The 21,550-nt window shown below is 66.4% G+C and carries 18 protein-coding genes and 1 tRNA gene; 6 read left to right on the plus strand and 13 right to left on the minus strand.

Features of this window, described 5'->3' with window-relative positions; translation table 11 throughout:
- Window positions 1-153: 153 nt before the first annotated feature.
- Window positions 154-228 (plus strand) — tRNA-Thr (locus tag SCH01S_RS01555).
- 42 nt (window positions 229-270) lie between these two features.
- On the plus strand, window positions 271-2,853 hold the full coding sequence (pepN, locus tag SCH01S_RS01560; RefSeq protein ID WP_046347022.1) for an aminopeptidase N: 2,583 nt from the start codon (window positions 271-273) through the stop codon (window positions 2,851-2,853).
- A gap of 142 nt (window positions 2,854-2,995) precedes the next feature.
- Here pepN and SCH01S_RS01565 read toward each other — a convergent pair whose 3' ends face one another.
- From SCH01S_RS01565 to lgt, 9 genes are all read right to left on the minus strand, one after another.
- A complete protein-coding gene (locus tag SCH01S_RS01565; RefSeq protein ID WP_046347050.1) occupies window positions 2,996-3,574 on the minus strand; it encodes an ABC-type transport auxiliary lipoprotein family protein in 579 nt (192 codons plus the stop codon).
- Between the two features lie 8 nt (window positions 3,575-3,582).
- A complete protein-coding gene (locus SCH01S_RS01570) occupies window positions 3,583-4,524 on the minus strand; it encodes an MlaD family protein (RefSeq protein ID WP_046347023.1) in 942 nt (313 codons plus the stop codon).
- On the minus strand, window positions 4,524-5,324 hold the full coding sequence (locus SCH01S_RS01575) for an ABC transporter ATP-binding protein (protein ID WP_046347024.1): 801 nt from the start codon (window positions 5,322-5,324) through the stop codon (window positions 4,524-4,526). The genes SCH01S_RS01570 and SCH01S_RS01575 overlap by 1 nt, the downstream gene beginning before the upstream one ends.
- Entirely contained in the window at window positions 5,321-6,430 is a 1,110-nt protein-coding gene (locus SCH01S_RS01580) for an ABC transporter permease (RefSeq protein WP_046347025.1), read from the minus strand. Before SCH01S_RS01580 ends, SCH01S_RS01575 begins: the two co-directional genes overlap by 4 nt.
- A 205-nt stretch (window positions 6,431-6,635) precedes the next feature.
- Window positions 6,636-7,949, minus strand: a complete 1,314-nt coding sequence (locus SCH01S_RS01585) for a cystathionine gamma-synthase family protein (protein WP_046347026.1) — start codon at window positions 7,947-7,949, stop codon at window positions 6,636-6,638.
- Window positions 7,950-8,140: 191 nt separating this feature from the next.
- Complete coding sequence (gene pgeF / locus SCH01S_RS01590) at window positions 8,141-8,908, minus strand: peptidoglycan editing factor PgeF (RefSeq protein WP_046347027.1); 768 nt, start codon at window positions 8,906-8,908, stop codon at window positions 8,141-8,143.
- Window positions 8,905-9,420, minus strand: coding sequence for a GNAT family N-acetyltransferase (locus SCH01S_RS01595; protein WP_046347028.1), 516 nt, complete (start codon window positions 9,418-9,420; stop codon window positions 8,905-8,907). The genes pgeF and SCH01S_RS01595 overlap by 4 nt, the downstream gene beginning before the upstream one ends.
- The gene (locus SCH01S_RS01600) at window positions 9,417-10,391 is read right to left on the minus strand and encodes a class I SAM-dependent methyltransferase (RefSeq protein WP_084689343.1); all 975 of its coding nucleotides are present in this window, start codon (window positions 10,389-10,391) and stop codon (window positions 9,417-9,419) included. Before SCH01S_RS01600 ends, SCH01S_RS01595 begins: the two co-directional genes overlap by 4 nt.
- A gap of 172 nt (window positions 10,392-10,563) precedes the next feature.
- Complete coding sequence (lgt, locus tag SCH01S_RS01605) at window positions 10,564-11,424, minus strand: prolipoprotein diacylglyceryl transferase (protein ID WP_046347051.1); 861 nt, start codon at window positions 11,422-11,424, stop codon at window positions 10,564-10,566.
- A 63-nt stretch (window positions 11,425-11,487) separates the two neighbouring features.
- Here lgt and SCH01S_RS01610 point away from each other — a divergent pair, with 63 nt between their 5' ends.
- From SCH01S_RS01610 to SCH01S_RS01625, 4 genes are all read left to right on the plus strand, one after another.
- Complete coding sequence (locus SCH01S_RS01610) at window positions 11,488-13,188, plus strand: class I adenylate-forming enzyme family protein (RefSeq protein WP_046347029.1); 1,701 nt, start codon at window positions 11,488-11,490, stop codon at window positions 13,186-13,188.
- A 111-nt stretch (window positions 13,189-13,299) separates the two neighbouring features.
- The gene (locus SCH01S_RS17025; protein WP_052733717.1) at window positions 13,300-14,010 is read left to right on the plus strand and encodes a PEPxxWA-CTERM sorting domain-containing protein; all 711 of its coding nucleotides are present in this window, start codon (window positions 13,300-13,302) and stop codon (window positions 14,008-14,010) included.
- Window positions 14,011-14,138: 128 nt separating this feature from the next.
- Window positions 14,139-16,667, plus strand: a complete 2,529-nt coding sequence (gene topA / locus SCH01S_RS01620; RefSeq protein WP_046347030.1) for a type I DNA topoisomerase — start codon at window positions 14,139-14,141, stop codon at window positions 16,665-16,667.
- A 107-nt stretch (window positions 16,668-16,774) separates the two neighbouring features.
- Entirely contained in the window at window positions 16,775-17,089 is a 315-nt protein-coding gene (locus tag SCH01S_RS01625) for a DUF167 domain-containing protein (protein WP_046347031.1), read from the plus strand.
- A 1,178-nt stretch (window positions 17,090-18,267) separates the two neighbouring features.
- Here SCH01S_RS01625 and SCH01S_RS17030 read toward each other — a convergent pair.
- The 4 genes from SCH01S_RS17030 to coaBC all read right to left on the minus strand — a co-directional run bounded on the left by SCH01S_RS17030 (window position 18,268) and on the right by coaBC (window position 21,546).
- Window positions 18,268-18,852, minus strand: a complete 585-nt coding sequence (locus SCH01S_RS17030; RefSeq protein WP_046347033.1) for a YdeI/OmpD-associated family protein — start codon at window positions 18,850-18,852, stop codon at window positions 18,268-18,270.
- A 267-nt stretch (window positions 18,853-19,119) separates the two neighbouring features.
- On the minus strand, window positions 19,120-19,884 hold the full coding sequence (locus SCH01S_RS01640; RefSeq protein WP_046347034.1) for a HesA/MoeB/ThiF family protein: 765 nt from the start codon (window positions 19,882-19,884) through the stop codon (window positions 19,120-19,122).
- The gene (gene dut / locus SCH01S_RS01645) at window positions 19,881-20,330 is read right to left on the minus strand and encodes a dUTP diphosphatase (protein ID WP_046347035.1); all 450 of its coding nucleotides are present in this window, start codon (window positions 20,328-20,330) and stop codon (window positions 19,881-19,883) included. Before dut ends, SCH01S_RS01640 begins: the two co-directional genes overlap by 4 nt.
- Window positions 20,317-21,546, minus strand: a complete 1,230-nt coding sequence (coaBC, locus tag SCH01S_RS01650) for a bifunctional phosphopantothenoylcysteine decarboxylase/phosphopantothenate--cysteine ligase CoaBC (RefSeq protein ID WP_046347036.1) — start codon at window positions 21,544-21,546, stop codon at window positions 20,317-20,319. Before coaBC ends, dut begins: the two co-directional genes overlap by 14 nt.
- Window positions 21,547-21,550 lie beyond the last annotated feature (4 nt).

Below are 21,550 nucleotides of genomic sequence, written 5' to 3' on the forward strand. Positions count from 1 at the left end.
GCGCCTTCCTTTTCCGCAGATTCTCCCGCAGCGCCGCGGCCAGTCGCCGCTCGCGTTCTTCGTCCTTGCCCATGGCGCTGCGCTAGCCCCGGCCGCAACGCCTTGACAAGCTTCGCGCCCTCGCCCAAGTGCCCGCCTCGCCCGCGGGGCAGTGCTGCCGTAGCTCAGTGGTAGAGCGCATCCTTGGTAAGGCTGAGGTCGTGAGTTCAATCCTCACCGGCAGCACCATTCTCCTTCCTATCGGAAGATCGGCCCGCTAGGTCTGCCGCCATGGCAGACGTGCAGACCACCGCCGCGGCCGCGCCGCAAGTCACCCGCCGCGAGGACTACACGCCGCCGGCGTGGCGCGTGCCGGAGATTGCGCTGGAGTTCGAGCTTGATCCCGCGCGCACGGTCGTGCGCAGCCGAATGGAGGTGGAGCGCGCCGGGCCGGGGCCGCTCAGGCTCGATCATGGCCGGCAGGAGATCGTTGCCGTCCGCGTCGACGGCGCTCCGGCCGAATATCGCGACGAGGGCGGCAAGTTGGTCCTCGACCTGCCCCGGGACTCGCATGTGATCGAGACCGAATGCGTGGTCGTGCCCGAAGCGAATACCGAGCTGATGGGCCTCTACGCCTCGGGCGGGATGCTCTGCACGCAGTGCGAGGCCGAAGGTTTTCGCCGGATCACGCCATTCCCCGACCGGCCCGACGTGCTCAGCCGCTATTCGGTGAAGATGACCGCCGACAAAACACGGTTTCCGGTGCTGCTCGCGAACGGCGACCGCTTCGGCAGCGGCGACCTGCCGGACGGCCGACATTGGGCCGAATGGCGCGATCCGTTCTTCAAGCCCTGCTATTTGTTCGCGCTGGTCGCCGGCGACCTGAAGGCGAACCGCGACCATTTCACGACCATGTCCGGCCGCCAGGTGGAGCTCGGCATCTGGGTGCGCGAGGCAGACCTGCCTAAGACCGCGCACGCGATGCAGGCCTTGAAGGATTCGATGGCCTGGGACGAGCGGACCTATGGCCGCGAATATGATCTCGACGTGTTCAACATCGTCGCCGTCGCCGACTTCAACTTCGGCGCGATGGAAAACAAGGGCCTCAACATCTTCAATTCGCGCTACATTCTCGCCGACCCTGAGACGGCGACCGATGCCGATTACGATGCGATCGCGGCGGTCGTGGCGCACGAATATTTTCACAATTGGTCAGGCAACCGCGTTACCTGTCGCGACTGGTTCCAGCTCTCGCTGAAGGAGGGACTGACCGTCTTTCGCGACCAGTCATTCTCGGCCGATCACGGCTCCGCGGCGGTCGAGCGGATCAACCAGGTGCGGATGCTCCGCGCATCCCAATTCCAGGAGGATGCGGGGCCGCTTGCCCATCCGGTGCGGCCCGATTCCTATATCGAGATCGGCAATTTCTACACCGCGACCGTCTACAACAAGGGCGCCGAGCTGATCCGGATGATGGCGACGATGCTGGGGCCGGAGCGTTACCGGCGCGGCACCGATCTTTACTTCGAGCGCCACGACGGCCAGGCGGTCACCTGCGACGATTTCGTCAAGGCAATGGAGGATGGCGGCGGCATCGACCTGTCGCAGTTCCGGCTGTGGTACTCCCAGGCCGGGACGCCGAAAGTGAAGGCAACCGTGCGCCAGGACGGACGAGATGCGATCGTGTCGCTGGAGCAGACGGTCCCGCCGACCCCCGGCCAGTCCGACAAGAAGCCGATGCCGATTCCGCTGCGCATGGCGATGTTCGGCGGCGGAACCGGCTCCGTACAAGGTGAAGAGCGGCTGGTTGTGCTGGACGAAGCCAGGGCAGACGTGCGGTTCGAAGGCGTCGGGGAGCGGCCGGTGCTGTCGATCAACCGCGGCTTTTCCGCCCCGATCATCGTCGAGAGCGACCGGGGCGCGGCCGACCTTGCCCTGCTGTCGGCCCACGACGACGATCCGTTCGCGCGCTACGAGGCGCTGCAGCAGCTGATGCTCGACACCCTGATCGCACGGGTGGAGGCCGGCGTTGCCGATTTTGCGCCGGTGCTCGACGCAGTGCGGCTGACTGTCGAAAATCCGGCGCTGGACAAGGCCTTCATCGCCGAAGCCGTGCTGCCGCCGTCGGAAGCCTTTATCGGCGACCGGATGGCGAGCGTCGATCCCGAGGCGGTCCACCAGGCGCGCGAGGCGCTGCGGGCGGAGCTGGGGCGGCTGCTCGAAGGCCAGTGGCGCGCCGCCTATCTGGGCAGCGCGTCGAACCGCTTCGAGCTGACGCCGCCGGCGAAGGGCGCGCGGCGGCTACGGTCGATCGCGCTTGGCTTCCTGATGGCCGGAGGCGCCGAAGACGCGCCGGCCTTGGCCTGGGACCAGTTCCAGGGCGCGACCAACATGACCGATCGCCAGGGCGCGCTGACCGTGCTGGTCAGCAGCGATGCGCCGCAGCGGGAGGATGCGATCGCGGCCTTTTACGCGCGGCACAAGGACGATGCGCTGGTGCTCGACAAATGGTTCACGACCCAGGCGCTGTCGACGCGCGCGGACGCCCTCGATCAGGTGCTGAAGCTGGCGCAACATCCGGACTTCACGCTCACCAACCCGAACCGCGCGCGTTCGCTGGTCGGCGCCTTCTCCGCGAACCAGCGCGGCTTCCACAGCGGGGAGGGGGAGGGCTATCGCTTCCTCGCCGACAACATCCTCGCGCTAGACGCGATCAATCCGCAGACCGCCGCCAAGTTCGTCGCCCCGCTGGGCCGCTGGCGCCGGTTCGGCGAAACTCGCGGCGCGCTGATGCGCGCGGAACTGGAGCGCATCGTCGCCAAACCCGGCCTGTCGAAGGACGTTTTCGAGCAGGCGAGCAAGTCGCTGGCGTAATAACTCCTCCCCGGAACGGGGAGGGGGACCAGCCGAAGGCTGGTGGAGGGGGCGGTTCGGCGTAGAGCTCGCTGTTGCTCGCGACCCCTCCACCACGCCGCTTCGCGTCGCAGTCCCCCTCCCCGTTCCGGGGAGGAGCTGGCTACTTCACCCAATCCGCGACTTCCGCCGCGACCTGGTTCGCTGCCTGGTTCAGCGCGGCGCCGACGGCCTGCGCTTCGATCTCCGAAACCGGCACCCGCGCTTCGAAGCGGCGGGTGCGGATGTCGGTGCCGCGCGCCATCACCGCGTCGAACACGACGACTGCCTGTTGCGGGCTCGCGTCGACGCCGAAGCGGAGCAATTGCCCCGAAACCCGCGTGCCGGGATCGATCGCGAATTGGCGGCCGGACAGCACGGGGTGACCCGTCCTGGCCTCGATCGTCTCGCCGAGCAGGCGCGCGAACAGCCGGTTCGGCGCCTCGGTCCACTGCGCATCCTTCACATAGGCGAGCGAGGTCGGCGTCGCCTGCACCGGGATGCGATTGGTGTTCAAATCGGCAGGGATGCTCGGCCACAGCACGGTGATTGCCTCGCCCGTGCCGATCGTCTGCGCGGTCCCCGGCGCGACCGTCTGGGCCGGGGTGAGCGTCAGCAGCCGATCCGGCGGCTTGGCGCCGAAGCTGATGCAGCCGGACAGGGCAAGAGCCGCGATCACGGCCAACGAACGGAGCTTGATCATCTGCTGCCTCATTTCGGCTCGTAATCCGGAAGCTTCTTGCTGCCGACGAGCGAGCCGGCACCGCCCTGGTTCAGCCGGTCGGCAACGCCGCTCAGCGCCTCGGCCATGTCGCGCAGGTCGTGCACCAGCAGGCCGACTTCGGGCAGGGTCTGCTTCGAGAAGGCCTGCACGCCCGGGCGCGCGTCCTTCAGCACGGCATCCAGATTGTCCATCGAGCTGCGCGCGCGGGCGACCGTTTCGCGCAGGTCGATCAGCAGCGGACGGCCCTGTTGGTCGAGCAGCTGGTTGGTGGTGCCGGCAAGCTTTCCGATCTGCTCGGCCGCATCGCCGGCCTGCTTGACCGCGATCCGCGTCTCGGCGAGCGTCGCGGCGATCTCTGGCCCCCGGTCGGCCAGGCTGCCGCTCAGCCGGTCGACATTCTTCAGGATGCTCGCAATCGAGGCCTGGTTGCGATCCGAGAGCAGCAGGGTGAGCCGCTCGGTCAGCGTCGATAATCGCTCGAGCAGCTGCGGCGCGCTGTTAAGCAGCGCACCCAGGCCTCCCGCCTTGGTGGGAATGACCGGCGCGCCGGCGGGTCCGATCTCGGTGATCGGCGGATTGCCCTTCTGCGCGCCTTCCAGAAGCAGCGTCGACACGCCGGTGAAGCTGCCCTGGATCGTCGCCGTGGTGCCGACCAGCACCGGCACGTCCTCCCCGATCGAGATGCGGACGCGGACGAAATTCGGATCGTCCTTCCAGATCTTGATATCCTGCACCTGGCCGACCGGCACGCCGCGATAGCTGACGCTGGACCCCTTGGCCAAACCCTCGACCGATTGCTTGAAGAAGATGTCGTACACCTTCTGGTTGGTGTCCGAGACGCGGGCCAGCCAGACGGTGAACACCGCCGCGGCCAGCAGCAGGATCAGCACCACCGATCCGACCAGGACGTGGTTCGAACGGGTTTCCATCAGCGCGTCACCTCAGCTTCTTTCTGTCGCTCTTCGGTGGCCGCCGCCATCCGCCCGCGCGGTCCGTTGAAATATTCCTGAATCCACGGATGGTCCAATGCCAATAGTTCCGGGATCGTTCCAACCGCGATCACTTTCTTGTCGGCCAGCACGGCGACGCGGTCGCAGATCGCATACAGCGTGTCGAGGTCATGGGTGATCAGGAACACGGTCAGGCCCAGCGTGTCGCGCAGGCCCTTGGTCAGTTCATCGAAATGGGCGGCCGCGATCGGATCGAGGCCCGCGGTCGGCTCGTCGAGGAACAGCAGCTCCGGATCGAGCGCCAGCGCGCGGGCGATGCCGGCACGCTTGCGCATCCCGCCGGACAGTTCGGCCGGATATTTGGGCCCCGCATCGGGCGGCAGGCCGGTCATCACCACCTTGTATGCGGCGATCTCGTTCAGCAGCTGTTGGCTCAGATCGGGATAGAATTCGCGCAGCGGCACCTGGACGTTTTCGGCGACGGTCAGCGTCGAAAACAGCGCGCCGCCCTGGAACAGCACGCCCCAGCGTTTGCGGACCTCGACCGTCTCGGCTTCGTCGCGGCCGATGATCGGTTCGCCGAAGACCTCGATCTCGCCCGCGTCCGGCGTCTGCAGGCCGATGATCGACCGCATCAGCACCGACTTGCCGGTGCCGGAGCCGCCGACCACGCCCAGGATTTCGCCCCGATAGACGTCGAGATTCAGGTCCTCATGCACGACCTGGTCGCCAAAGCAGTTCTTGAGGCCGCGCACGCGAATGACAGGCTCGTCGCTCATATCCAGCCGATCCGTTCGAAGAAGACGGCGAAGAAGGCGTCAATCACGATCACCAGGAAGATCGCCTGCACGACCGCGGCAGTGGTACGTAGCCCGACCTGCTCGGCATCCCCTTCGACCTGCATGCCTTGGAAGCAGCCGGTCAGCGCGATGATCGCCCCGAACACCGGCGCCTTGACGAGCCCCACCCACAAATCGGTGATCGGCACCACTTCGCGCAGCCGCGTCACGAAAGTAACCGGCGGGATGTCCAACGAAATCCAGCAGAAGATGCCGCCGCCGACGATCGCGATCACCGACGCGTAGAAGCCGAGCAGCGGCATCATCACGACCGCGGCGAGCACGCGCGGCAGCACCAGCGCTTCCATCGGCGAGACGCCTATCGTGCGCATCGCGTCGATCTCCTCGGTCAGCTTCATCGTGCCGATCTGGGCGGCGAAGGCGGAGCCGGAGCGGCCGGCGACCATGATCGCCGTCATCAGCACGCCAAGCTCTCTCAAGGTGATGCGGCCGATCAGGTTGATCGTCAGGAACTCCGCGCCGAATTGCTGGAGCTGCACCGCGCCCTGCTGCGCGATGACGATGCCGATCAGAAAGCTCATCAGCCCGATGATGCCGAGCGCGGAGACGCCGACCACTTCGAAACGCTGGATGACCGCGTTCCAGCGGAAGCGGCGCGGATGCGTCATCACCTCGAAGATCGAGACGATCATGCCGCCAAAGAATCCGAGCAGGCCCAGCAGGGTGCGGCCGGCCTGCGCGACCGCGGCGCCCACTTCCTCGAGCACGCGGTAGAAAGACGGCACCGGATCGGGCCGCATCCGCACCGGCTGGTCGGCGCGGTCGACTTCGGCGATCAGGCGTTCGGCATCTTCGCTGGCGCCTTCGATGCTGGCGTCATGCTCACGGGCAAAGCGGCGCACGATCCAGGCGCCGATCGTGTCGATCCGCTCGGCGCCGCTCAGATCGACGGACCGGACAGGGCCTTCGATCGCGCCAAGCCGGTCGGGCAAATCGCGCACCTGGGCGAGCGTCAGCGCGCCCGAAAACCGGACAACGCGCCCGCCGGCGTCACTCTCCTCGACGAAATCGGCAGGCGCATCCATCTCGTTACCAGTGCGAGATAATCCCGCGAGGAGCAAGACGTTCCAATCGCTTCCTCTCCCTTGAGGGGAGAGGAACAGCGGAGCTTAGCCGCGCAGCGGCTTAGCGCAGCTAGGAGAGGGTGGTTGGCGCTGTGCCACAGGAACCCTCTCCCCGCTCGGCCCCGCAGGGCCGAGTCGCCCTCTCCCCTGAAGGGAAAGGGATGATTTAAACCGCCGCCAGTGCCTGGTCGAAATCGGCGATCAGATCGTCCGCGTCCTCGACGCCGATCGAGATGCGGACGAGGTTGTCGGTGATCCCCAGCGCCTGCTTGCGCGCTTCGGGGACGGAGAGGTGAGTCATCCCGGCCGGGTGCGACGCCAGCGTCTCGGTCCCGCCCAGGCTCACCGCCAGCTTCGCGATCTTCAGCGCGTCGAGGAAGCGGAACGCTTCTGCCTCGCCGCCCTTCAGGAACAGCGAGAAGGTAGAGCCGGCGCCGGTGCAGTGGCGCTTGTAGATGTCTGCCTGACGGTCGCCTTCCAGGAAGCCGAGATAGCCGACATGCTCGACCTTCGGATGGTCGCGCAGGAAAGCGCAGACCTTGGCCGCATTCTCGCCGGCGCGGGTCATGCGGAGCTCCAGTGTCTCCAGCGAGCGCAGCAGCATCCATGCGGTGTTCGGGTCGGTGATCGTGCCGATCGTGTTGCGCATCAGCCGGATCGGATCGATCAGCGCCTTCTTGCCGACCACGCCGCCCGCGACCAGGTCGCTATGGCCGCCGGCATATTTGGTGAGCGAATAGACGACCAGGTCGGCGCCGTGCTTCAGCGGCTGCTGCCACAGCGGCCCGAGGAAGGTGTTGTCGATCGCGATCGGGGGCGCATCCGGGCCCGTGCCGAAGATCGCATCGCGGCTCGCCGCGACCGCTTCCACGTCCACGAGCGCGTTGGTCGGGTTCGCGGGGCTTTCGAGATAGATCAGCGAGACGCTGCCGGCCGCTGCCTTCTTCATCACCGCATCGATTTCCTCACGCGTGGCGCCGGCGGGAAAATCGAGGAAGTTGACGCCGAAGCGACCGAGAATCCGGGCGATCAGCGTTTCGGTCGCGGCGTACAGCGGCCCCGAGTGAATGATCGTGTCGCCGGGCTTCACGGTCGCGAGCAGCAGCGTCGCGATCGCCGACATGCCCGAGGAGAAAGACAGCGCGTCCTCGGCATCTTCCCAGACGCTCAGGCGATCCTCCAGGATTTCCTGGTTCGGGCCGTTGAAACGCGAATAGACCAGTCCCTCGGCGCCGCCGGGGCGCTTGCCGGTCACGCCTTCGAAATGGCGTTTGCCGGCGGCCGCATTCTCGAAAACGAATGTGGAGGTGAGGAAGATCGGCGGCTTCAGCGAGCCTTCCGACAGCATCGGATCATAGCCGTGCCCCATCATCAGCGTCGATGGCTTCAGCTTGCGGCCGTTGATCGTATCGATATCCGGCTTGGGCTTGCGCCGCGGGGTGGCGCCGGTCAGCTGGGCTTCGGTTTCCTTGGTCGGCATTCCTGACTCCAAATTTGGGTGTTGCGGCCACCCCTACTCCGTTCGGGCCGAGCTTGTCGAAGCCTTCTAAAATCCTCCCCTGCAAGGGGAGGGGGACCGCCGCGAAGCGGTGGTGGAGGGGTGTCACCGTTCGAGATTTATTCTCGACCGCCGACACCCCTCCGTCAGCCCTTCGGGCTGCCACCTCCCCTCTAAGGGGAGGATCGGATTCCGATCAGCGAAATCTGCCGACCATAATCGGGTTCGCCGCGATGGGTCGCGCGGCGATAGCTGTAGAAGCGATCCTCGTCCGCATAGGTATCGAGGCCCAGCGCATCAACGCGCGCAATTCCGGCTGCGGCCAGGCGGGCGGCGACATAGGCTTCGAGGTCGAACCGGTGGTGCCCCACCCGGCCGGCGGTGAAAAAACGCTCGTTGGCTGGATCGGCATCCTCAAAGCGCCGGGCGAATGCGTCGTCGACTTCGTAGGAAGGGCGGGCGATGCAGGGGCCGATCGCTGCCGCAATGCGGTCGCGCTGCGCGCCGAGGCGTTCCATGGTCTCGATCGTGGCATCCGTGACGCCGGCAAGCGCGCCTTTCCAGCCGGCATGAGCGGCGCCGACCACGCCGGCTTCTGCATCGGCGAGGAGCACGGGCGCGCAGTCCGCGGTCAGGATGCCGAGCAACAGTCCCGGCCGGTCGGTGACCATCGCGTCGGCCCTGGGCCGATCGGCTTCGGGCCAGCGATCGGCGATCACGCAGTCGCGGCCATGGACCTGGTAGACAGTGACGAGTGCCGCGTCGGGCAGCACCGCATCCCCGGCGCGCCGGCGATTTTCGACGACGACGGCGCGATCGTCGTCCGATCCGAGGCCGACATTCAGTCCGGCATGCACGCCGGTCGAGACGCCGCCGCGCCGGCCCAGGAAACCGTGTGGAACGGCCCCGAGCAGGCCCGACCGGATCACTTCCACGGTCACAGCGGGAGCCGCATGATCAGGTCGCGGTCGGTCTGGTTGCCGGTCTGGAACGCATAGTCGCCGATGTGCTCGAATCCGTAGCGCTTGTAAAAGCGGAACGCCCGGTGGTTCTCTTCCCAGACGGTCAGCAGCAGTTCGTCGGCACCGAGGTCGCGGGCTGTGCCGATGGTCCAGTCCATCAGTGCCTGCGCGATGCCGGCGCCCTGCCATCGCCTGGCGACATAAAGCTGGCTGAGTTGCCGCGCGCGAGGTCCGGCAACGCCGTCCGGCAACCAGGGCTCCGACAGCTTCGCATAGCCCGCGATCGCGTCGCCGTCCTTGGCCAGCCGGAACCGGTGGGCCGGGTCGGTCAGGTGCCGGAGCAGCGCGCCGCTCGGGCCATAGGCCTGGTCGAGATACAGCGCCATGTCCTCAGCCGAGCAGCTGTGCCGGAACGTGTCCTCCCAGCATGTCCGCGCCATCGCGTCCAGCGCCGGGCCGTCGGCAGGGGCTGCCTCCAGATACTCGATCATTCGCCAAATCCTGCAGGTTCGGGCCAATCGCGGCCGGTCAGCGCGAGGGCTTTGAACAGCGTGCCCATTGCGTCCGGACTCGTCAGCCGCGCGACGGCGGCATCGATCTCCCCGCCGCGTTCGGGTGCAGTCCGCGACAGGCGCTCGGCGCGGGCGCGAATGCCGAGCGCCTCCAGGAGTGCGCCCTGGCCGACAGGTCCGAAGCTCCGTGCACCCTCCGCTCGCGCAGCCTCGGCCAGCGTCGCGAAGTCGACATGCGCGGTCAGGTCGCGCTCGCCCGGCTCCTCGAAAGGGTTGGCGTAGGCGTGGCCGCGCACGGCCTGCAGCGTGTCGCCGATTGCCGGGCCTTCATAGCCATAGTCGACAATCAACGCCGCGCCGCCCTGGGCTGCGAGCCGGCCCCCAAGCTGACGGGCGATCGCCGCGGATGCTGGCGAGGTCTCGACAATGCTGCCGACAGGCGCCTTGCGCAGGGGATCGGGCAGGATCGCGTCGAGCTCCGGCCCGCTCGCGACCGGCACGAACAGCGGCGGCGACCAGCCGATATGCCGCTCCCGCCAGCCGTTGCTGGTGCGGACAAGCTGGCGGACAGGCAGCGCATCGAAGAACTCGTTCGCGACGATCAGTAGCGGCCGATCCTCCGGCAGCGTCTCGATGCCGTCGTGAAACACCGCGCCCGGAACGCGCTCGCGCTGCCGGTCCCGCAAAGTCGGACTGGTTTCGACCAGATGGACAGGCGGGGCGAGGCCGGCGCTCTTCATGGCCCTCAGCGCATCGGCGGCAAGCGTGCCGCGGCCAGGTCCTAGCTCGACATAGTGCACGTCGGGCTTGCCTGCGCGGCTCCACAGGTCGGCGAGCCACAGGCCGATCAACTCGCCGAACATCTGGCTGATCTCGGGCGCCGTCGTGAAGTCGCCGGTGGCCCCGAGCGGATCGCGAGTTGCGTAATAATGGCGGTTCGCCGCCGCCATGAAATGCGCGACCGGGATCGGTCCGTTCACGACGATCGCGGCCGCCAGCGCATCGGTGCAGGTGAGGGGGGAAGAGGACACGAAGCTCCCCTAGCCGTTCGCTTCGAGCGAAGTCGAGAAGCGCTGGCTCGGAGCGGTCGTTTCTCGACTTCGCTCAAACGAACGGAGTTTGTTAAGCCACGCTCTCCGTACCCGCGGTCGCTTCCACGCGTTGGCGCCGGCCCTTGGCGGTCAGGATCAGGTACAGGCCCAGCAGGATCAGCGGCACGCTCAAGGTCTGGCCCATTGTCAGGCCCCAGGACAGATGCTCGAGCCCGGCATCGGGATTGCGCACCTTTTCGAGGCTGAAGCGGATGATGCCGTAGACGAGCCCGAACGTGCCGACGAGCTTGCCGGGCTGGTAACGCGCATCGGTCTTCCAGAACAGGAACCAGAGGATCAGGAACAGCAGCACGCCTTCGCCTGCCGCCTCATAAAGCTGGCTCGGGTGGCGCGGCAGCGGGCCGGCATTGGGGAACACGATCGCCCAGGGCACGGTCGTCGGCCGGCCCCACAGCTCGCCGTTCACGAAGTTGGCGAGGCGGCCGAAGAAGAGTCCGAACGGCACGCAGCACGCCACATAATCGTGCACGCGCAGCCAGTTCAGGTGGTTCTTTCTGACGACATAGGTCAGGCCGAGGACCACGCCGATCAGTCCGCCGTGGAACGACATGCCGCCTTCCCACAGCTTCACGACCTCGATGGGGTGGAGCAGCATCGCCGGCTTGTAGAACAGCACATAGCCGATCCGGCCGCCCAGGATGATGCCGAGCGTCACGTAGAAGACCAGATCCTCGGCATGGCGCTTCGCCATCGGCGCGCCCGGCTGGGCAAGCAGCTTCATCATGTACCACCAGCCGGCGAAGATGCCGGCGATGTAGGCGAGCGAATACCATTTGATCTGGAAGAAGCCGAGATCGACCGCGACCGGGTTCAGGCCGAGCTGATCGAAATGCAGATAGCCGGCGGCGTCGGCGAGAATGGGCAGGATCAAGGCTTTTCCCCAGCGATTTGCGCCTGCATAGTGGCGGAACAAATAAAGCCAAGAGGTGAGAGGATGCCGTCTGAGCTCGATACCCGGCTGGATGCCATCATGGACCAGCTGACGGGCGCGGGCGGTCCGCTCGCGCTGACGACGATCGAGCAGGATGGCGTCACCCTTCCCATGATCGCCGCAGCCCCGCCGACGCTGCCGCAATATTTCGCCTATTTCTGCGCTCAGCACGGCGCGGCGGAGTTTCTGGTGTGCGGCGAGGAGCGGCTGACGTTCGCCGAAGTCTACGCACAGGCGCAGGCGGTCGCGATGGCGCTGGTCGCGGGTTTCGGCCTGCAAAAGGGCGATCATGTCGGCATCGCCGCGCGCAACGCGCCGTCGTGGATCGTGCTCTACATGGGCATCCTGATGGCCGGCGGCGTCGCCAGCCTGCTGAACGGCTGGTGGACCGGCCCCGAACTCGCCGACGCGATCGACATGACCGACACGAAGCTGGTCTTCGCCGATCCGCCGCGGGCGCAGCGATTGGCCGAGATGAAGCACGGCGCCGACGTCGTGGTCTTGGATGTCGGCCTGTCGCTGGAGCAGGCGCTCGCTCCGATCCTCGGGCGCGGCGGCGAGGCGCCCCTTCCCGAGCTGACCGGGGACGATATCGCGACGATCCTGTTCACCTCGGGCTCGACCGGCCGTTCGAAGGGCGCGATCTCAACGCACCGCGCGGTGGTGCAGGGCACGTTCAACTATATCGCCCAGTCGCTGATGTCGCTGCAGCTGCTGACGCAGATGGGCGAGACCTCGACGCTGCAGCCGGCCACTTTGCTCAACGTGCCGCTGTTCCACGTCACCGCCGAGGTGCCGGTGATGCTCCAGAGCTTCGCGATCGGGCGCAAGCTCGTGATCATGGGCAAATGGGACGCCGAAGAGGCGATGCGGCTGATGGAAAACGAGAAGATCACCTATTTCGTCGGCGTTCCGCTGATGAGCTTCGAAATCCTGACGCACCCGAACCGGCACAAATACGACCTGTCGACGGTCAAGGACTTCGCCGCTGGCGGCGCGCCGCGCCCGGTCGAGCATGTCAAGCGGATCGAGGATGAAATGGGCGGCGCCAAGCCGCTGATCGGCTATGGCCTGACGGAAACCAACGGCGTCGGCTGCGGCAATTTCCGCGAGAATTATCTCGCCAAGCCGAACTCGACCGGCCGCGCCTCGCGCCCGCTGGTCGATCTCGCGATCCTCGACGATGCCGGCCAGCCCGTGCCGCAGGGCCAGCGCGGCGAAGTGTGCATGCGCTCCGTCTGCAACTTTCTGCACTACTACAAGAATCCGGACGCCACCCGCGAGGCGTTCACCGCCGACCGTTATTTCCGCTCGGGCGACATCGGTTATCTCGACGAGGACGGGTATCTGTTCATCGTCGACCGCAAAAAGGACATCATCATCCGCGGCGGCGAGAATATCAGCTGCCAGGAAGTCGAGGCCGCGCTCTACGAAAACCAGGATGTGGCGGAGGCGGCGGTGTTCGGGCTCGCCGATCCGAAATTCGGCGAAGTGCCCGGCGCGGTCGTGCATGCTGCGGACGGCGCGACGCTCACGCTCGAGGGCCTCCACGCGTTTCTGGCTACCCGTCTCGCGGCCTTCAAGATTCCGGAGCGGATCTGGATCGCGCCGGACCCGCTGCCGCGCCTCGGCACAGAGAAGATCGACAAGGTGACCATCCGCAATCACTATCGCGCGCTGGCGCAGCAGAGCGCCGCCGCCTGATCCTGTCCCTTTACGGGACGGCGTTAACCATATGCTTGCCCGACTCGGCGCTTCGTGAGACCTTCCCCCTGCCGCGCCGTGCGGGCGCGTGCCCATCGAAGGGGGTGGATCATGCAGAAAGTCGTTCTGGCGGCCGTCGCGGCCGCTGCCTTTGCCGTGCCGGCTCAGGCCTCGATCGTTTACAGCAATAATTTCGATGCGGAAAATGGCGGCAACACCGCGCTGAATTACAACTCCTTCAACGGCCTGACCGTCACCAACGGCACCGTAGACCTGGTCAAGTCGGGCGATTTCGGCATTGGCTGCGCGGGCGGGTCGGGCGCCTGCGTCGATCTCGACGGATCGACCAATGATGCCGGTCTCGTCTCCAGCAACTCTTATGCGTTCGGTGCCGGCGACCGCGTCGCCTTGAGCCTGGTGTTCAGCGGCAATCAGCGCAATGCGCCGCCGCCGGATTCCTTCTCGATGCGGTTCGACTTCAGCGGACCGGTCAGCGGCAATTTCGGATACATGTCGAGTTTCTTCGGAACCAGCACCGCGGCCTTCACGAACCAGTCGTCGCTGACGCTGACGGTGTCGAATATCGCTCCGAACTTCGCGTTCACGGACCTGACCTTCTTCTTCGATCCGACCAGCGGAGGCAGCACGACGTTCGGCCTGCAGGATGGCGGCAATGACAATATCGGCGTCGTGATCGACAATCTGCAGCTCAGTGTCGGCGCGGTGCCCGAGCCGGCGACCTGGGCAATGATGATCGCCGGCTTCGGCCTGGCCGGCATGGCGGCACGGCGGCGCAGCGCCAGCCGCGTCGTTTACGCCTGACGAGCTTCGGCCCGCGCCCGATTGGCGCGGGCCGAGACTGCCTCGACAAGGGTTGACGAGGGGCGGGTCGGCTCCCCACCCTCGCGCGTACGTACGTAAAGGCCCCAGCGCAAAGAGCCCTGTCGAATATGCAGCTTGTTATCGTCGAGTCGCCGGCCAAGGCGAAGACCATCGAGAAATATCTTGGCCGCGATTACCGCGTCCTCGCCTCCTACGGCCATATCCGCGACCTGCCGCCCAAGGACGGCTCCGTCGATCCGGACAACGGCTTCGCGATGGAGTGGGAGACCTATGGCGACAAGGCCAAGCAGCTCAAAGCCATCGCCGACGAGGCGAAGAAGGCCGACCGGCTGATCCTCGCCACCGACCCCGATCGCGAGGGCGAGGCGATCAGCTGGCACGTCCAGGAAGTGCTGAAGAAGCGCAAGGCCCTGCCCAAGGACGTCGAACGCGTCACCTTCAATGCGATCACCAAGGCGGCGGTGACCGATGCGATGGCGAAGCCGCGCCAGCTCGACGAGGATCTGATCGACGCCTATCGCGCCAGGCGGGCGCTCGATTATCTGGTCGGCTTCACCCTGTCGCCGGTGCTGTGGCGCAAGCTCCCCGGCGCGAAGTCCGCGGGCCGCGTCCAGTCGGTCGCGCTCAGGCTGATCGTCGACCGCGAGCGTGAGATCGAGACGTTTCGGGCGCAGGAATATTGGTCCATCTTTGCCGATCTGGAACAGGATGGCACGCAATTCCAGGCGCGACTGGTTCGCTGGAAAGGCGACAAGATCGACCGTCTGACGATCGGCAAGGCCGGCGACGCAGAGGCGGCGAAGGCCGCGGTCGAATCCGGCCGCTTCACCGTTGCGAGCGTCGAGACCAAGCCGCTCACCCGCAACCCGCCACCGCCCTTCACCACCTCGACGCTGCAGCAGGAAGCGGCGCGCAAGCTCGGTTTTTCTGCAAGTCACACGATGCGGGTCGCGCAGAATCTCTACGAGGACGGCGCGATCACCTATATGCGGACCGACGGCGTGCAGATGGACGGGAGCGCCATTTCCGCTGCCCGCGCCGCGATCGCGCACCGCTATGACGGCAGCTATGTGCCCGACAAGCCGCGCCAGTATCAGACCAAGGCGAAGAACGCGCAGGAAGCGCACGAAGCGATCCGTCCGACCGATTTCGGCCGCGATCATGCAGGCTCCGGCGATCATGCCAGGCTCTACGAGCTGATCTGGAAGCGCGCGCTCGCCAGTCAGATGGCCTCCGCGCGGCTGGAGCGCACCACCGTCGAGCTGGAGGACGGCACCGGCCAGACAGCGCTCCGCGCGACCGGCCAGGTGGTGCTCTTCCCCGGCTATCTCGCGCTCTATGAAGAAGGCCGGGACGATGCGGACGATGAGGAATCGCGTCGTCTGCCGCGGCTTGCCGAGGGCGACGCGCCGCTGAAGAAGGCGGTGCACGCGGAACAGCATTTCACCCAGCCGCCGCCCCGCTTTTCGGAAGCGAGCCTGGTCAAGCGGCTGGAGGAATTGGGCATCGGCCGCCCGTCGACCTACGCTTCGATCCTGCAGGTGCTGAAGGACCGCGAATATGTCCGCGTGGACAAGAACCGCTTCATTCCGGAGGAGAGCGGCCGGCTGCTAACCGCCTTCTTGGAGCGGTTTTTCGAGCGCTATGTCAGCTATGACTTCACCGCCGGGCTGGAGGAGGAGCTGGACGATGTTTCCGGTGGCCGCGCGCAATGGCAGGCGGTGCTCGACGCTTTCTGGCGCGACTTCAAGCCGAAGACGGCGCAGGTGATGGAGCAGAAGCCGTCCGACATCACGGCCGCGCTCGACGAGTTCCTGGCGCCATTCCTCTTCCCGCCGAAGGAGGATGGATCGGACCCGCGGCTTTGCCCCAATTGCGGGCAGGGACGACTGGGGCTGCGCGGCGGCCGCTTCGGCGCGTTCGTCGCCTGCTCCAACTATCCAGAGTGCAAATATACCCGACGCTTCGCCCAGGGTGGCGGCGAGGAAGGCGCCAACGACAATGGCGATACGCTGCTGGGCGAGGATCCCGTCACGGGAGCCGAGGTCGTGCGCAAGACCGGCCGGTTCGGGCCCTATGTCCAGCTCGGTGACGGCAAGGACGCGAAGCGCGCCTCGATCCCGAAGGATATTCCGGAGCTCGACCTCGATTGGGCACTGAGGCTGCTGAATCTGCCGCGCGAGATCGGACCGCACCCGGAGACGGGCTTGCCGATCACCGCCTCAATCGGCCGCTATGGGCCCTATCTGGCGCATGATGGCAAATACGCCCGGCTGGGATCGACCGCCGAAGTGTTCGAGACCGGCATGAACGCCGCGGTCGCCAAGCTCGCCGATGCAGCCAAGGGCGGCGGTCGCCCCCAACGCGGCGCCGCGCGCGAACCCTTACGCATGCTCGGCGCCCATCCGCGCACCGAGGCAGAGATCAAGCTGATGGAAGGCCGCTTCGGCCCCTACGTCACCGACGGCACCACCAACGCGACGCTCCCCAAGACGCTCGCCCCCGAAGCGCTGACACTGGAGGAAGCCGCCCAACTCCTCGACGCCCGCGCGGCCGCGGGTCCCGCGAAGAAAAAAGGCAGGGGCAGCGCAAAGAAAGCGCCGGCGAAGAAGGCGGCGGCCAAGAAGCGGGGGTGAGGGCATCCGCCCCAGTCACCGTTCGTCTCGAGCGAAGTCGAGAGACGCATCCCCGCAGGGACCAGCGCTTCTCGACTACGCTCGAAGCAAACGGGGGATACTGACGCATGACCACCCTCTGGTCCCACACCCCGGACGGCCTTCTCCTGACCGTCTGCGTCACGCCCAAGGCATCCCGCACAGCCATCACCGGCACTACGCCGCTCCCCGACGGCCGCACGGCCCTGACCGTCCGCCTGGCCGCCCCACCCGTCGACGGCGCCCCCAACACCGAACTGACCACCTTCCTCGCCAAGGCGCTGGGCGTACCCAAATCCGCAATCACCCTCGCCAGCGGGCAGACGGCGCGCGTGAAGACGCTGCGGATAGAGGGGCCGGCAGAAGCGGTGGCAGGGAGGCTGTGCGGCGCTCTGGAACGCTGACGCCCTGTCCGCAAAAGGCCCACTGGCGTCATCTGCCGGCCGAGCCTCGCGCCCGGAATACAGACTCTCGTTCAGATTCTCTGTGTCCGTCCGCTAACGACCCTAAGCGGCCCCTCTCCCATAGGGAGAGGGCGACTCGCGGCTCCGCCGCGAGCGGGGTGAGGGGACCAGGACTTCGTGGAGAGGTCCAACCCCTCACCCGGTCAGCGCAAGCGCTGACTCGACCTCTCCCTATGGGAGAGGTGATTGGTCCGCAAACCACCCGTTGCGGACGTTCCTCAGGTGGCGGGCCGCTGAGTCCGAAAACGACCCATTTCGGAAGATCGAGAGCCTGTCTTGGACGGCAGCAAACACCCACTAGCAGTCATCCGGCGGCTTGCTAAAGTCCGACGATGCTCCGCCGATCAATTCCCGCGCTCGCACTGGTCGCTGTTTGTCTCGGAGGTTGCCAGCCCACACCCAGCGAAACGCAGATCAACAAAAGGCTTCGATCTCCATCGGGTGCACTCACGGCGATCTATGCCGAAGACCTTGGGGGCGGCCCCGCAACTGGAGTTTCTGAGGACGTTTATATCGTTGACGGGGACCGGTTCCCAAGGGTCGCGGATCGCGTTTTCAGCGATGAGTGCGTTCACAACCTCCAACTAGCTTGGGAAGGATCAGCATCGCTCCGCATTGATTATGATGTTTCTCAAGACTTTCATGAGGACACCGATCGCCATGGACCGAATGGTCTTCCACTTTGGCTGTGGGGCCGCAGCCCCGCGCAAGCTATCAATGTTCACTTGGTTCGCCATCTCACCCCTCCGGGCAATGGCTGCTAACCACCACTTCCGGCCGGAGCGCTAAGGACAAGTTTCCACCCATTCCAGTGGTTGGACGCGGAATCTTGGTGTCGCGGGTCGAAGGCCCGGAAGTGGGGGATTGCAGCCAGTCTCCGTCATCCCCGCGAAAGCGGGGATCCCGCTACTTTCCTTTCTGGCTTCGTGGGCTGCGTACCCTTCGTGCGAGACCAATTTCGCACAAAGAGCGCAAAGAGCACGAAGAAGCGGGATTCCCGCGTTCGCGGCAATGACGAAAAGTGGCAGCTATGGGTCGCTCCCGGAAGGAGCATCCTTCCTGAACAAATGTCCGGCCTCGGGCTGGCGGCAGTCCAGCCGACGCGCACCCAGCCAGTCTCAGCCGTGCACAGTCTCATGCCGCTCCAGCATGGCGACGAAGGCTGCGATCTTGCGTGCCCTGGTCTCGGGCTTCTTCACGGCGCCTATGCGGTACAGGATCGCGTACCGGTTGGCGCCGCTCAGTGTCGCGAAAAAGGCAGCTGCTTCGGGGCTTTGGTCCAGTGCCGCTTGAAGGTCCGCCGGCACCTCGGCCGTGCTCGCGGGAGCATAGGCTACGTCCCACCTGCCGTCTGACTTGGCAGCCTCGACCTGCGCCAGCCCACCTGCGCGCATCCGGCCAGCTTCGATGAGCTCGGTCGCTCGCGTGCGGTTGAGCTGCGACCATTTGCTGCCTGGCTTGCGCGGCGTGAAGCGAACGAGCCAATGCTCGTCGTCATACTTGTCGAGCTGACCATCGATCCAGCCGTGGCAGAGCGCCGCATCGATCGCCTCGGTTTTCGTCACGCTGGTACGGCGCGAGCTTGCCTTCGCCAGCTTGAGCCAAAATCCTTTCGAGTTCGTGGGCTGGATTTCGAGCCAGCATTCCAAAGCCCCGGCATCGGGAAATGCCATGATCGGCAGGCCGGCGCGCTCTTCGGTCATTTGCTCGACCCCTATCGGTCGAGGCATGGCCCGTCCATCTGCGCGACCTGATGCGAGGCGGACGAGCAAGGAGGGGTAAGTGCTGTCCTACATCCCGCCCGATCAGATACGCTCGGCGCGTCGCCGAGTCGGGCTCGGTGCGGCTCTTTGATATGGTCGAAATCCGGGCGGATGCGTCTCATGCCGGAGAAGGGAAATTTCCCCGAATCCATGTGAATGTCATCAATGTCGTCCATCTCGTCCAGGTCGTCCACTTCCCGCCGGCGGCTATGCGGCGCGCGCCGCGCACGCCTTGCAGCTCGGGTCCTTCGGAATGCGGATTGTGCGCAGCGCCGGCGTGATGCCGTCGAAGACATGAACCTTGCCCGCCGGGTCGGGGCCGAAGCCGGCGATCGCGCGGACCGCTTCCATCGCCGCCCAGCTGCCGATCAGGCCGGCCATCGCGCCCAGCACGCCCTGCTCGGCGCAGGTGTCGCAATCGTCGGCGTCGAATGCATCGCCGACGAAGCAGCGATAGCAGGGCTGGCCCGCTTCCCAGCCGCGAAACGTGCCGATCTGGCCCTGGAATTGGCCGAGTGCGCCGGACACGAGCGGGATGCGGGCGCGGGTGCAGTGATCCGCGACCGCAAGGCGGGTCGCGAAATTGTCGCAGCCGTCCAGCACCAGATCGACGCCGTCGATCAGCTCTGCGGCGTTGGCGCTCGTGAGCCGCTCGGGGACGGCCTCGAACGCCACGTCCGGGTTCAGCCGCGCAACCGCCTCGCGCGCGACCTCGACCTTGGGCCGTCCGATATCGTTCGTGCCGAACAGGATCTGCCGCTGCAGGTTGGACAGGCTCACCACATCATCGTCGATCACGCGCAATGCGCCCACGCCAGCCGCTGCCAGGTACTGGATCGCCGGGCAGCCGATCCCACCCGCGCCGATCACCGCTACCCGTGTCCGCGCGAGCTTCATCTGCCCGGCCCCACCGATTTCCTTCAGGACGATGTGGCGGGCATAGCGGTCGAGCTGTTCGTCGGTGAGGGTCACACGCCGGTGGACCCGAAGCCGCCAGCGCCTCGCGCCGTGCCGTCCAGTTCCTCCACTTCCGCGAAGCGCGCGCGCTGGACGGGAGCGGGGACGAGCTGGGCGATGCGGTCGCCGCGCCGGATCGCGAACGGCTCCGCGCCCAGATTGGCGAGGATCACCTTCACTTCGCCGCGGTAGTCTGCATCGATCGTGCCGGGTGTGTTGAGGCATGTGATGCCATGCTTCAGCGCCAGGCCGGAGCGGGGGCGGACCTGGACTTCATAGCCTTCCGGAATGGCGATCGCGAAGCCGGTCGCGACCGCGTGGCGGGCGCCCGGAGGGAGCGTCAGCTCTTCGGCCGCGACGACGTCCATGCCGGCGGCATGCTCGGTGGCATAGGCGGGGAGGGGCAGGTTCTCCCCATGCGGCAAGCGCTTGAGACTGATCGCAATGTCAGGCGATTGCATCGGCGATCCTGTCGGCCAGCCGCGCGGCGACCTGTTCCTTCGGCATTTCTTCCCAGTCCTCCACGCCGGCTTCGCTGACCAGGTGGACGCGATTATCCGCGCCTCCCATCACGTCGCCGGAGACGTCGTTCGCGACGATCCAGTCGGCGCCCTTGCGCGCGCGCTTGGCGGTCGCGTTGGCGATCACATCATCGGTTTCGGCGGCAAAGCCGACCAGCAGCCGCGGCCGGCGCGGACCGCGCGCCAGACCGGCCAGAATGTCCGGGTTCTCCGCCAGCGCAAGCGACGGGACGGTGCCCTGCTTCTTGATCTTCGACCCGCTCGGCTTGACCCGCCAGTCGGCAACTGCGGCGACCAGCACGGCCGCATCGGCCGGAAGTGCCGCATCGACAGCCGCCGCCATGTCGCGCGCGGTTTCCACATCGACGCGATCGACACCCGCCGGCGTGGGCAACGCGACCGGGCCGCTCACCAGCGTCACGCGCGCGCCGAGCCGGGCAAGGGCGGCGGCGATCGCGAAACCCTGTTTCCCCGACGAGCGGTTGGCGATGTAGCGCACCGGGTCGATCGGCTCGTGCGTCGGGCCGGCAGTGACGATGACGTGCCGCCCTCTCAGCTCTCCGTTCGCTTCGAGCGAAGTCGAGAAGCGTGTCTCGACTTCGCTCGACACGAACGGCTTTGAGAGGGATTCTTGAATCGCGGCCAGGATCGCCTCCGGTTCCGGCAGCCGCCCGGGTCCGAACTCACCGCACGCCATTGGTCCTTCGTCCGGCTCCAGCACCCTCACGCCGTCGTCCCGCAGCCGCTCGACATTTCGGCGGGTCGCGGCGTGCTGCCACATGCGCACGTTCATCGCCGGCGCCGCGAGCACGGGCTTGTCGGTCGCCAGTAGCAGCGTGGTCGCAAGATCGTCGGCAATCCCCGCCGCCATCCGCGCGAGCAGGTCGGCTGTTGCGGGCGCGACCACGACCAGGTCGGCTTCGCGGCTGAGCTGGATATGCCCCATCTCCGCCTCGTCCTTCAGGTCCCACAGGCTGGTATGGACTTGAGCTTCGGAGAGCGCGGCGAGCGTCATCGGCGTCACGAACTGCGCGCCGCCGTCGGTCAGCACGCAACGGACGCTCATGCCGGCCTTGCGGATCAGCCGGATTAGCTCGCACGCCTTGTATGCCGCGATCCCGCCGCCGACGATCAGGAGGATGCGCTTGCCCGTCATGCGC

Origin of the sequence: Sphingomonas changbaiensis NBRC 104936 (assembly GCF_000974765.1) — a bacterium.
GTDB classification, from domain to species: domain Bacteria; phylum Pseudomonadota; class Alphaproteobacteria; order Sphingomonadales; family Sphingomonadaceae; genus Sphingomonas_B; species Sphingomonas_B changbaiensis.